We start from the raw sequence: 13,243 nt of genomic DNA on the forward strand, positions 1-13,243 counted from the left end.
GGAGGGGGCCATGCTGGACGATCGTGCCGCGACGGATCCGCTCGCGACGATGACGGTGCTGCCGGACGCCGCCCTCACCGAGGCGCAGATCGCTGAGATCCGCCGCCTGGCCGAGCGCGCCGACGCCCTGGTCGAGGCCTCGCTCTCGGCCAACACCCGGAAGGCCTATGGCGCGGCCTGGCGGCAGTGGAGCGAATGGTGCCTCGGCTTCGGCCTCGATCCGCAGCGCGCCGACGCGGCGTGGCTGGCAATGCACCTGACCGCGCTATCGGAGACCCGGAAGCTCTCCACCCTCGAGCTGCGCCGCGCTGCGGTGCTGGAGATCCGGCGCCGGCTCGGCTTGCCGCTGCACCTCGACGATGCCCAGTTCCGGGCCTTCCTCGCCGGTCTGCGCCGGACCAAGGACGCCCGTCCGGACAAGAAGGCGGCGCTGCTCGAGGAGAATCTGCGCGCGGCGATGCTGTGGCTCGACCCGGAGACCGCACCCGCGCCCAAGCGGTGCCTGCGTGACCGGGCGCTGCTGCTGACCGGCTTCGCCGGCGGCTTCCGCCGCTCCGAGCTCGCCGGCTTTGACCTGCGCGACGTCAGCTTCACCGCCGAGGGGCTGGTGCTGTTCGTCGCCGGCTCCAAGACCGACCAGGAAAGGCGAGGGGAGGAGGTCGGCGTCCAGACGGTGGCGCGCTCGCCGCTCTGCGCCGTCACCGCGGTCTCGGCTTGGCTCGCCGCCCGCGGCGACGCACCCGGGCCGCTGTTCTGCCGGATCGACCGTGGTGGGCACCTGACCTACGGCGTCGACGGCCGGCTGCAGCCGATCGACAGCAAGACCGTGGCCCGGCTGGTCAAGCGTGTGATCAAGGGGACCGGGGTGGGGGAGGGGGAGTTTTCCGGGCACAGCCTGCGCGCCGGTATGATGACGGCGGCCGACCGCAAGGGCGTGCCGCTCGAGGCGGCGATGCAGCATGGGCGCTGGAAGGACGCGCGCACCGCCCGCGGCTACCGCCGGCACTCCAGCCTGTGGCAGGGGAATTTTACCGACAAGCTGTTGAGCGAGTAGCCGAAGTCCGGTTCGTCCCCTTGAGGCGCGTAGGCTGCCGCGAGCGCTGCCTTGTACTTCGGCCCCGGCGCCGCCCGGAGCAGAAGCGTCACTTCCTCGACGCTCAGCAAGGCCGGCAGCCGGCGCGGCTCGCACACGACGGTGAGCCGCCGGGCAAAGCGCGGCCGATCCAGCGTCACGGTAAAAAAGGAAGCGCAGGGCCGAGACCGCGCTGATGACGCTCTGCGGCTGCTCGCCGGTCTGCGTCTGGTGCAACTGGAAACGGCGCAGGTCCTCCGCCGTCGCCGTGTCCGGCGACCGGCCGATGAAGGCCGCGAACGAACGGACGCCGCTGCGCGTCTTCTCGGTGAAGCCGCGCACGCGCAGCGCGCTGACGGGACGATGTGACGGATGGATGGTCATCGGGGGTGCTCCTCTCTCGAGCCGAAGGTTGCCGGACCTTCGATGCTCGGGATCGGATGCTCTGGTCGTCACGCCTTACCGCTCACTCACCCACCACCATCGCCAAAATGGTCCGCCTGCAACGCTCATCCTCCCGCGAGAGCGGGTTCGTTCGCCGGCGGGAAGCGGTCGGCAGCAATGAGAGCGCTCCGGGTTGAGCTCGACGTCGACTGGCTGAGCTTCCAGATAGTCTAAAGCTTTTGTCGGGCGGAGCCGTGAGCCGGGCCGGCCGGCGCAATCGGGTCATTCCGCGGCGCCGCGCCTTGTGGTATACCGTCGACGTTTCAAGACGCGCGTTTGCCGATATTCTTTCTGTTCAGGCGACGATTTGGAACGCGAGCGGCCGCGAAGAAGCAACGCTTCGTCCCGTTCCGCAACCGGTACGCTCGACACAAGATTCAGGAGAATATCCATGTCCTTTTCTCTCTATGTCGGCATTGACCAATCGACCGGCACCTTCGACGTCGTCATCAGCTACGAAATTGCAATTTATATGGACCCGCTGACCTTAGAATGGATCGACGACACTACGTGGAGCGTAAGTTATTCCCGCCTTGGGGGGCCGCTCCTTGGGCACTGGAATGGCGAGGCAGACTCGCCGGCGACCCTGACCTTCGCCGATCTCGCGGTGGAAACCGGGCCAGGCCTGAAGACGTATGTCATCGACATCTCCGCAAGCAATATTATGGGACAAGGGCAGGCGGCCAGCTGGAACGTGTTCAGCGTCGCCTACGACACCACGCCGCAGATAGTCGCCGGCACCATAGCGGACGACGTGATCATCGGCGGCGGCGCGAGCGATGAGCTGCGGGGATTCGATGGCTCCGACTTTATCGGCGCCGGCGACGGCAACGACTTCGTCGAGGCTGGCGCCGGCGACGATGTGCTGGATGGCTATGTTGGCGACGACATCCTGATCGGCGGCACCGGCGGCGATCACCTGTATGGCGGTGTTGGCGACGACATCCTGATTGGCGGCACCGGTGACGATTGGGTGACGGTCGACTCCGCCGGCGACATCCTGATCGAGTATGCCGGCGAAGGCTATGACCGAGTCTTCGCCTCCACCAATTTCACGCTGACCGATAATTTCGAGGAACTCAACTTCGGCGGCCTCAGCGGCCTCGCCAACCTCAACGGAACCGGCAATGCGTCCGGCAACGCGATCTCGGGAAATAGCGGCGCCAACACGCTGTCAGGCCTTGACGGCAACGACTCCTTGCATGGCTACTCCGGCGACGACGTGCTCCGCGGCGGCGCTGGGGCCGACATACTCTCCGGTAGCTACGGTAACGATACTGCCAGTTACTATAACGGCGCCACCGGGGTCGTGGTCAGCGTCATCGTCGTCAACGACGTCCCTAGCGTCGGCAGCGGCGGCGAGGCCGAGGGCGACAGGCTGGTCGACATCGAGAATGTCTCCGGCAGCCAGGGCGCCGACAGCCTCATCGGCGACAGCGGCGCGAACACGCTGCAAGGCTGGTACGGCAACGACACGCTCACCGGCAACGGCGGCAACGACCTGCTCAACGGCGGCGGCGGCAACGATGTGCTTTATGGCTATCTCGGCGCCGACTCGCTCGATGGCGGCACCGGCAGCGACACCGCCAGCTACTATACTGGCACCACAGGAATCGTGGTCGACCTCGTCAGCGGCACCGGGAGCGGCGGCCAAGCCGCGGGCGACATGCTGACCGGAATTGAGAACCTCTCCGGCAGCCACGGCGACGACAGTCTTATCGGCAACAGCGGCATGAACACGCTGCAGGGCTGGAACGGCAACGACGTGCTCACCGGTGCCGGCGGCAAGGACGCGCTCGCCGGCGGCACCGGGACGGACCGCTTCGCCTACACCGCTTCCGCCGACAGCGCAGTCGGGGCAAATGCCGACCGAATCACAGATTTCAGCCATGCCCAGGGCGACAAGATCGACCTGTCGGCGATCGACGCCGACACCGGGACTGCGGGCGACCAAGCCTTTAGCTTCATCGGCACCGCCGTCTACACCGGCGTCGCCGGGCAGCTGCGCTACCACTCCAACGGCACCATCACCACCATTGCCGGCGACATCAACGGCGACGGCACTTCGGACTTCCACATCCAGCTCACGGGGTCCATCGGCGTGATGGCCGGCGACTTCGTGATGTAGCGGCGATGCTTCGTCTTCGCGCAGTATGCGACGGACGAGATTCGGGGTTAATCCGCCGCCCGCGCAGATGTCGACCTAGGTGGCTGGTGTGCGGTTGAAGCCGTCATCTGAATGCATGGGTCGAAAGACCGTTCGCGGCGGAATCGAGTCAGGGCCTCATTCTTGCGCCGAGGGTGCGTCGCCTCTCGAGTTGCCTGCATGGGCATGGCCAACCGCGATTCGCCCTTTGCGAATACGCGCGCGCCGAAACCGCGCGTCTTGATGAGGTCAGCGCCTCGGGCGACCCCGACGTCAACAATCCGGCCTGCCGCTCAGATTACAGAATTCATCTAAGCATATGATTTTGCGACGATAAGGGCGATTATCGCGCATTGGAAAGCTTGTTGCGCGGTGGGCGAGGAGGTGACTGGGTCGGTGACGGCCGGGACGGTGCCGTGCTGGCGACCTCGACAATGTAGGACGGGCCGATCGACACGATGGACCGGCCGGCGTCGGAGCTCCTTCAGGCAGGCTTGAGCCGCCGAACGCGATCAGCCCGATCGGCGGGCGAGGTGCCGGCGAGCCCACTCAACCGGCAACCCTCATGCGCTGGTTGGGCAGGGACCGACCGCCCATCCTGCAGCCCGCTCCTACGGCGCCCTGCCACACCGAGGCGGGGCGCTCCGGCAGGCTCGCGGGCCATCGCCCTTGTCGGTCTCGAATGACGGGCGATCCCGAGCGCGGTGCCTCCGGCGACCGTGATCGATGCCATACAGGAATATTTGCGAGGGTGGCTTGCGCGCGATCTCGGAGTCGGATTAAGTTTTATTCATGTTCATCTGAAATTGGCCGGACGCCCGCGGGGAGGGCAGTCGGCAGAAGCTCGATACAACCTCAATTTTATGGGCATCGGCAGGCAATGCCGAGCGGGGGAGATTGTGAAAATGGCGTCAGTCCCAGACCAGTAAGCGATTGCGGAGCGCCCCCTCGGCCGTAGGGCCGGTGGCGCGATATGCGGACAGCCTCGAAACGGTGACGAACGCTCAGCCCAGCCGATCCGGCCCGATTCTGCCAGAGAGCAGGCGACCCCGGAGCAAGGCGGCGCTGTAGCGCGGGTGGGGGAGAGATCATGCGGGCGGATGTTCGGTTCTGGTCGGGTGCAGTCGTGCGCCCGGCATGGTGCAAGGTGCGCGCGGTTTCGGTGTCGCTGCTGGTGCTGGCGGCGCTGTCGGGGGCACCGGTCGTCCGGGCCCAGGACGAAGCGCCTGCTCCCGAACCGGCAGGACCCGAGGCATTGATCCCGTCGGACGGGGCGACCGGGACGGAACCACCGGCTTCGGCTGAACCCGAGACGGTCGAAGCCGAGCCCGAAGCCGCCACCGAGGAGCCTGCGGCCGCTGTGGTCGCGGCCGCGGCGGCAGGGACGCCGTCGGACGACCCGGCCATGCAGATGCTGTCGTTGCCGGTGCTCGCCAACGCGCCGGCGCCGGCGTCCTTCAACGGCAGCTACACCACGTCGGTGCCGATCCAGGTTCCCGAATTCCGGGGCATCGAGCCGAAGCTGAGCCTCGTCTACGATTCCAGCCAGGGCATGAAGGCCGGCGGGTTTTATGCCGGCTTTGTCGGCACCGGCTGGCGCCTGAGCGGATTCCCGGACGTGGTCCGGGTGTCGCCGGGGAAAGGCGTCGCCAACCTCGACAGCTCGGACGTCTATCTCCTGGACGGGCAGGAGCTGATCCCCTGCGCCGATCCCTGGCGGGATTGGGCGCCGAGTTGCGTGGCCGGCGGCACGCATGCCAGCCGGATCGAGAGCTATCGGAAGATCACCCTGGTCGAGGATTGGCCGAACGATGGCAAGGTCGGCAACAACAAGTGGCTGGTGCAGGATCCGGACGGCACGCAGTGGGTGTTCAGCAACGTGATCGAGGTGGCCGCGGCTTCGCCAGCGGCGGCCGCGGCCCAACCCCTGGCGGCCGCCAGCGCGACTGCCGATTCGGCCGAGGCCAGTGAACCCTTGGAGGGATCGCCTGAGTCCCCTCCGGTCGAGGAAGCCGAGCCGGAAAACCTGGTGGAGGCCGGTCCCGAGGTTGGAGCCGAACCGGAGCCGAGCACCGGCGATGATCCGAGCTTGGCGGAGGTGCCGGAGGACCCGCCCGCCGGCGAGGAGGCCTGGGTGGTCGAGGACGACCTGGAGGTGCCGGACCAGACCGAGCCCACCGACGAAGAGGCCAACGTCACAGAGGCGCAGTCGGAGGAAGCCCTTTCTCTCCAGCCGGAAATGGACGCAGCTGCGCAAAGTGTTCTAGTTCCCAGCGATCGCTACCGGTGGTTGCTGACCTCCGTCACCGACACCAATGGCAACAAGGTCGAGTACAGTTACGCGTGCTCGAGCGCTCCGGTCTGCTGGCCCGACGCCATCACCTACAACAAGCCGGATGCCACCAGCGACAGCAAGTTCAGGATCGAATTTTTTCGGACGGCGGGAACAACCCGGACACGGGCCATCGGCAACGGGATGGCCCAGCTGAACCAGCGGCTCCAGCAGATCAATGTCTACTCGGACGGCAATGTGCAGCGCTACTACGGGCTGCAGTACCTGACCAGCGGGCCTACCGGCCTGGCAAGACTGGCCTCGGTGAAGCAGTTCGGGACCAGCGCGATTGCCGCCGGCGATGTGAAGCCGCTGGAGTGGCGGTTCAAATACGCCGACCCCAGCATCTGGTTTCAGCCGTCGCAAAGCGAAATCGGTTGGGACGGCGACGACTTCAACGCCACCTATGCGGATTTGAACGGCGACGCCAGACAGGACGTCATTGTCGTCAGCGAAAAGCTGGCCAAAAACGATCCTGACTATGAAGACGACGACGTCCGGACCTGCAATCTCAGCATCCGGCTGTCGGCGCGCCAGTGGGACGGTCCGCAGCTCAAAGACCAGCTGGTATGGGCGCCCTCTCCCAGCTTCGATTTTGATGACGGCTTTTGTGATCCAGGGAAAAAAAGCAGCACAAACTATAGTTTTCGGACCGCCGATTTCAACGGCGATGGGAAGGCCGACATAGCGCATGTTTCGAGCCAGAAGGTCGTTGTCTATATTTCCAAATGGACTGCGAATGGCCTAGACTACGACCGGACCGCATTTTTCATAGCCGATATGCGCGAGCATTGCAGCGGGGTCGGGGAGAATCGTGACTGTGATCCGCCCGATCTGGTCAGCGGCAATGACGTGGTTCTGGCGGATGTCGACGGTGACGGCCGCGTGGAGTTTGTCGTCACCGCCAAGGACAACGTCGCCCACTCGTTCGAGAAGAGGAAAGTTTGGTATTGGGTGGGCGGAGGCTTCGACTCGACGCCAACCGCTCTCAACATCGGCGACAACGAGAAGGTCGTCGCGACGCCTGATCTGAACGGCAACGGCCGTCAGGAGCTGGTGGTTTCGACGATCACGCCGACCAGCACCGGCTCGGCGGTGCTGGAGCACCGGATCGGCAGCCGCTTCTACATGGAGCGGGTGGCGAACAACGTCATGGGCGGCGGCTGGCGGTTCGTCGGCACCCAGGGCGACTTCAACGGCGATGGTGCCACCGACCTCGCCAGGCTCTGGGAGGCGCCGGATGGCAGGCCGCTGCTCGTGACGGCGCTGTCCCATGGCGGCGACAAGCTCGTCGATTATCAAAATCAATATCCGTTCGGCGATTCCCGCTGCCGCATCGAGTGCCGGTTGTTTTCGGGCGACTTCGACGGCGACGGCCGCTCCGACCTCCTTGTCTCCAATCTCGCGGATGGCGGCTTCCCGTCATCCTACACCAATTGGCGCGCGGAAATCCTGCTGTCACGAGGCGGCGGCTGGATGCAGAGGTGGGTCGATACGAATGGGTATCTGAAGATTGGCGACGACATCGAGGCCGTCGCGGACTTCAATGGCGATGGCAAGGCCGACATCCTCCGCCGCTACGGCAAGACCCTGACCGTCATGTACTCGCCGGTCCGATCGGACCTGCAGACGGCCGCGCCCGACCTGCTGATCTGGTCCATCAACCCGATCGGCGGGCAAACGTGGATCGGCTACACCCCATCCTCGGACCAGGCTACCTTCAAGAATTTCAACTTGCCCTTTGTCCAGCAGACCGTCCGCTGGGTGAAGCAGTGGGACGGTTTTGGGCCGCAGGCGCAGACCACATTCAGATACACCGGCGGCCGCTGGGACGCGGCCGAGCGGAAATTCCTCGGTTTCGCCAGCGCCTTCGTCGTGCGGCCGGCAAGCAGCAGCGGACCTTGGGTCCCGCCGGGCGTCCAATACGATTTTGTGCAGACGGTGGCGTCCGCCGGGAAGGTGAAGAAGATCAGCTACTTCGCCGGTTCCAGCAACATCTCCACGCTGCTGCGGGAGGAGAGAGAAACATACAAGGAGTCGCCCGTCGTCACGGGGGCGCGGGTTCCCTACAAATCTCTGAATATCGCGAGCACGACCGCTCTCGTTCAGGGCACGATCGGCAGCTATACCTACAACTATAAACGAACCGAGCGCGAATTCGATATCTACGGCAATGTGACCAAGCTGAGGGAGATGGGGCACCACGTACCCAGCGGGCAATATGCCGATGATGCCGCATTTGACGACAGGGTCACGGACTTCACCTTCAAGCCTGCGATCACGGACGGTCGATACATCGTGAGCCTGGCCGCAAGAAAGCTGCTGCGCAGCGCCAGCGGCACGGCGCGGGACACGCGGTTTCGCTATGACGATCAGGATACCAGCGACGCGCCGCCTCTAAGAGGCAATGTGACGGCTGAGCTGCGCGGGTTGCGTTTGCCAGACGGCTCTTGGGGCTGGGTGCGGCGGTGGTTCGGCTACGACGGCTGGGGCAACCAGATCGCTTCGTCGCTGAAGCCCAGGACAGACCAGGAAATACGCACCGATATCATCTATGATTCGACCTTCCACCTCTATCCGGTGCAGGTGGTCAGGAAAGTCGGATCGACAGCAGCCCCGCACATCACCAAGGCGAGCGTCCACCCGGCATGCCTGAAGCCCTGGTCGACCACGGACGTCAACGGCCAGAGGTCCGAGTGGACATATGACTGGCTGTGCCGGCCGACAAAGGTGACCAAGCCCGGAAGCGACTACACGCGATGGGAGTATATCTCTACCGGGAATGCAACCTGGCAGCGGGTCACCACGTTCCAGCCGGGGCCAGCAGGCAGCGGCGAGCTCTGGAACGCACACTGGTACAATGGCTTCGGCCGGACCAGAATGCTGACCTCGTCCCCGTTCGACGGCACCGATGCCAACGTCATCAAGGTCGAAAAAGAATATGACGGCCGAGGCAATCTGATCGCCGAGTCAGTGCCGGTCTATCATGGCGCCTACTCGACATGGGGAACGGCGCCGCGCACCCGGTATCAGTATGACGCGCTGGACCGGCAGACCGCCCGGACCCTTCCGGATGGTCAGATCTACAAGACCCTCTATGGCTTCAACCCCGGCGTCGAATCCTTCCGCTGGGAAGCGACATACGATCCCAACGATCGGAAAATCTCGGCCACGCGGTATGATGCATTCGACCGGGTGCGCGCGACCGAGCAGTACAAGGACGACGGCACTCAGGTTAATACGCTCTTCAGATGGGACGCGGCCGACCAGCTGGTCAGGATCACCGACCCCATCCAGGCACAGTGGGTCTACACCTACGACACCCTCGGGCGGCGGATCGCTGCCAATGATCCGGATCTCGGGGTGACGACATATCACTACGACATCGCCGATCGCCTGCTGTGGCAGAAGGACTCCCGTCTCACGTCGATCAGCTATACCTACGACGCCCTCAGCCGGGTCACGCGCAAGCGTGTCCGGAAGAGCGACGAGCCGGTGGGTGGAGGGCAGGTCACAGACTATTTCTACGACGGCGGTGCCGCAGGCTATGCGAACAAGGGCCAGCTGGTGCGCCAGGTGAATGCCGTCGGTCGCCTGTGCACCGACTATGACGTCGCCGGCAGGGTATTGAGGCAGAAGTGGACGCTGTGGGCAAATGCGGCAAGCGGCGCGACCAGGGCGATCACCTGCACCCAAACAGACCAGACCGGCACCGACTCCGTCACCGCAACAACACAGTACGACGCCGGCGGCCGGGTGCTGGGGCGCGGATATCCGGACGGGGACCAGATCGGCCGGATCGGAACGACTGGTGAGGCCTGGAAATACGACGGTGCCGGTCGCCTCAGGGAAATCCCCAACTTCGTCGCCATGACCTACACCGCGTCGGGCCAGCCGCTGACGACGTACTACGCCCGCGACGAGAGCACCGGCGGCGTCACCACGACCAACAGCTACAACCCCAAGCGGCTTTGGCTGGTCGACCGCACGACGACCCTGGCCGGGTCAGGGACGCGGTTCTATGCCCGTTACGGCCGCGATGTTAAGACAGGACTGATCGCCACGGCCAACATTTCCAACGGGGCTACCGCGGAGAGCTGGACCTACACCTATGACGGCATGTTCCGCCTGACCAAGGCGGATTCCAGCGACAATGCGCGAGACGAGAGCTTCGAGTACGATTGGGCAGGGCGGATGACGAGCGGCCCGCGAGGGACCTACACCTATCCGGCCGTAGCGGCCGATCCGAACGTTACGCCGACGAAGCCGCATGCGCCGATCTGGATTGGCGGCAAGGCGTACACGTGGGACGGCGCGGGGAATCTCAAGCAGGGGCCTAACGCGGAGCGGGTCTTCGTCTGGGACGGCGAGAATCGGCCTACCTCGGTGACGAAGCCCACGGCGACCGGTCCATCAGTCGTATCGTTCCAGTACGGTCCGGACGGGACGCGCTGGCGCAAAGAACTGCCGCGGATCGCCGGCTGCCCGGACACGTCGCCGGTGCCGACCGTCGACAGCTTTGGCCCCGACATCGAGCGCAAGATCGATGTCACCTGCGCCAACAATGCTGCGACCACGCGTGAGACCTGGACCAAGTACCCGCATCCCGACGTGAAGCGGGTGGGCAGCGGCGCCACGCTGGCGACCTATTACCTGCACCGTGATGGCCTCAACACGGTCCGGATGGTGACCAACCGGAACGGGGGCTACGAGGAGTTTTCGACCTACACGCCCTACGGCAAGCGCGCGCAGACGCCGGCGGCGACGGGGACGACCGAGGAGACCAAGGGCTTCATCGGCGAGCGGGAGGACCCGGAGGTCGGCCTGGTCTACCTCAACGCCCGCTACTACGACCCGGCGATCGGCCGGTTTATTTCGCCCGACTGGTGGGACCCGACCCTGCCGGGGGTGGGGACCAATCGCTACGCGTATTCAAATAACGATCCGATAAATTTTAGTGACCCGGGTGGTCAAAGCTATGGTGTCGATGAAAGGAAAGATCCCGGCGGGACACCGGATGGGGTCAACGGGGTCGATCGCTATTCTGACTACGAATCCCTGAGCGCGGGATCTCTGAACGACGAGAGAGCGGCATATCCTGAGTACTATGAAAAATATATATCGGAAGGTATTTCTGAAGACGCGTCTGATTACACATTTGGCCAATATTTGAGCGATACATTTAAGTCGGAGGATTATGAAAATGGGGTTTATGATGATAAATTCGATGCCGGATTTTTGTTGTCTTTAAGCCTGCTCACTCCTAGAGGGGTGCCGCCTGCAACGGGTCGACTGACGAAGCAGACCCAAACCGTTCAGGGAACAATAGCGGAACAGGCGCAGCAACTGGCGCAGAGGATAGCAAAGAACACTGTGACAATACAACGGCCCGCCGTTCGCACTCACTATGATCTTGTTGGCGCGGCTCACAAGGGGGTGCCTACACCACATGTCCAGCAAAGCTATCCGAATGTGAACCTCAAAACCGGACAAACACACTGGAACAAGGATCGATCTGCTCAGGGCACCAGGCCCATGACGCAACAGGACATTGATGATGTTATGCGAGAGCTTGGCTTTAAATGATGCACTCTCAGTACACTCCCGAAAAGATGGTCTGGTCGGAAGCCGACTTTGATTCGATGGGCTGGCACGATTGTCGGCTACACTTGATCAATTTCCCAAATGCCGATTGGCAAATGAGTCTCGACTTGGACTATATATTCAAATGGACTCCGCACGGATTCTGGGTCTCGCCAGCTACATTGAAGTTCTTTGATGTTGCAAGATTGCGAATCGACATGAATTTCGGTGACTATTCGGCAACCTTTATTAATGATATTAAGATAAGAAACAAAAAATTAGCGCCTTCTGGGAAAATGTTTTTGCTGGATTTTTTGATCACTTGCGATTGTGGAATCGTGGAGTTCGAATCTTCTGGATTTACCCAGGAGATTCGAAAACTTCCAATTTTTTCTCAGACTCAAGATCTTGGAGACAGCCAGAGAAGTTGAATTTCCTTCGGCCAGCGCCGCAACATATCGTGGCGCTGCTTTGCTTGAGCACCGGGCAGCCGACGACGGAGCGCGAGAGAATGTCGACGCCGGTGGCCAGCGGCACGGCCAGGCACAGCGCGCCGACGACGGCCTCGGCGATCCGGCGCCGCCAGAAGCTCCAGCCGACCAGGACAACCCCGAGCAGGGCTTAGATCGCAGTGTAGGTCGGCTGCGCTCCTTGCTGCCGATCACGTCGCCGAGGTCCGGATTGGTGAAGGTGTTGGCGATCCGGCCGCGGGATAAACGAAGGATCGTCGCCAGCCGATCTGGAAATGGCTGAAGACGAAGCCGTCGCCCATGGTGGCGTGCAGCAGGGCCATGAACACGAAGAGTGCAGCCGGGTACAGTGCGATCGGCAGCGCCAGCATCGGGCGGCGGTGGATGCCCTCGGAGACCAGGCCCCGGTGTCGACACTAAACATCGACGTACATGGATGCCGGAGCAGGCAGAGCTGCAGCGCGACGCCGAGGCAGTTCCGGTCCCCGCGCCGGGCAAGGATATGCCGGGCTGTTCCAGGCCGACGCCTTCGGCGGCTACACCAAGTTGTACGAGCCTGACCGCAAGCCAGGTCCGTCCTGGAGGCTGCATGCTGGGTCCATGCGCGCCGGCCCTTCTTCGCCATGGCGGATCTGGCGGAGAACGCGCGCCGCGCGGCCCGGGGCCGGACGCCCGGCGCAATCTCGCCGCTGGCGCTGGAGGCGGTCCGGCGCATCGATGCCCTGTTCGAGATCGAGCGCTCGATCAACGGCCAGAGCACCGAGCAGCGTCGCGCGGTCCGGCAGGAGCTGAGCGCGCCACTGGTCGCCGAGCTGGAAAGCTGGATGCGCGAGCAGCGCGCCAGGCTCTCGCGCGGCAACGATCTCGCCCGTGCCATGGATTACATGCTGAAGCGCTGGCCGGCCTTCACCAGCTTCCTCGACGACGGCCGGATCTGCCTCTCCAACAATGCGGCGGAGCGTGCGCTGCGCGGCATTGCCCTGGGCAGGAAGTCATGGCTGTTCGCAGGGTCCGACCGCGGCGGTCAGCGCGCCGCGGCCATGTACAGCCTGATCGTCACCGCCAAGATGAACGACATCGATCCGCAAGCTTGGCTGGCCGACGTCCTGGCTCGGATCGCCGAGCATCCCGCCAGCAGGATCGACGAGCTCCTGCCCTGGCATTGGCGGCCGGCACCTCGGAGCCAGGCTGCCTGA

6 protein-coding genes and 1 pseudogene are annotated in these 13,243 nt (G+C 63.9%); 6 read left to right on the top strand and 1 reads right to left on the bottom strand.

Annotated elements, in window-relative coordinates; genetic code table 11:
- Window positions 1-10: 10 nt before the first annotated feature.
- The 5 genes from QFZ27_RS08100 (at window position 11) to QFZ27_RS08120 (ending at window position 12,008) form a co-directional block, all read left to right on the top strand.
- Complete coding sequence (locus QFZ27_RS08100) at window positions 11-1,054, top strand: site-specific integrase (RefSeq protein ID WP_429225636.1); 1,044 nt, start codon at window positions 11-13, stop codon at window positions 1,052-1,054.
- Window positions 1,055-1,105: 51 nt separating this feature from the next.
- A complete protein-coding gene (locus tag QFZ27_RS08105; RefSeq protein ID WP_429225637.1) occupies window positions 1,106-1,441 on the top strand; it encodes a hypothetical protein in 336 nt (111 codons plus the stop codon).
- Window positions 1,442-1,823: 382 nt separating this feature from the next.
- A complete protein-coding gene (locus tag QFZ27_RS08110) occupies window positions 1,824-3,644 on the top strand; it encodes a calcium-binding protein (protein WP_429225638.1) in 1,821 nt (606 codons plus the stop codon).
- A gap of 1,108 nt (window positions 3,645-4,752) precedes the next feature.
- Window positions 4,753-11,580: an RHS repeat-associated core domain-containing protein gene (locus tag QFZ27_RS08115; protein WP_429225639.1), complete on the top strand. Its 6,828-nt coding sequence runs from the start codon at window positions 4,753-4,755 to the stop codon at window positions 11,578-11,580.
- A complete protein-coding gene (locus QFZ27_RS08120) occupies window positions 11,577-12,008 on the top strand; it encodes a hypothetical protein (RefSeq protein WP_429225641.1) in 432 nt (143 codons plus the stop codon). The genes QFZ27_RS08115 and QFZ27_RS08120 overlap by 4 nt, the downstream gene beginning before the upstream one ends.
- Window positions 12,009-12,238: 230 nt before the next feature.
- On the opposite strand, the gene QFZ27_RS08125 is transcribed toward QFZ27_RS08120, so the two are convergent.
- Window positions 12,239-12,418 carry a hypothetical protein gene (locus tag QFZ27_RS08125; protein ID WP_429225642.1) on the bottom strand — a complete coding sequence of 60 codons (180 nt, stop codon included), beginning with the start codon at window positions 12,416-12,418 and terminating at the stop codon, window positions 12,239-12,241.
- Window positions 12,419-12,512: 94 nt separating this feature from the next.
- On the opposite strand from QFZ27_RS08125, the pseudogene tnpC reads away from it, so the two are divergent.
- Window positions 12,513-13,243 (top strand): annotated as a pseudogene (gene tnpC / locus QFZ27_RS08130) (IS66 family transposase); the annotation flags it as partial.

Origin of the sequence: Inquilinus ginsengisoli (assembly GCF_050434925.1) — a bacterium.
GTDB classification, from domain to species: domain Bacteria; phylum Pseudomonadota; class Alphaproteobacteria; order DSM-16000; family Inquilinaceae; genus Inquilinus; species Inquilinus ginsengisoli_B.

Bases quoted from the DNA above. Each gene is read 5' to 3' on its own strand.
- QFZ27_RS08125 (WP_429225642.1), bottom strand. From the start codon at position 12,418: ATGCTGGCGCTGCCGATCGCACTGTACCCGGCTGCACTCTTCGTGTTC.
- QFZ27_RS08100 (WP_429225636.1), top strand. From the start codon at position 11: ATGCTGGACGATCGTGCCGCGACGGATCCGCTCGCGACGATGACGGTG.
- QFZ27_RS08120 (WP_429225641.1), top strand. From the start codon at position 11,577: ATGATGCACTCTCAGTACACTCCCGAAAAGATGGTCTGGTCGGAAGCC.
- QFZ27_RS08115 (WP_429225639.1), top strand. From the start codon at position 4,753: ATGCGGGCGGATGTTCGGTTCTGGTCGGGTGCAGTCGTGCGCCCGGCA.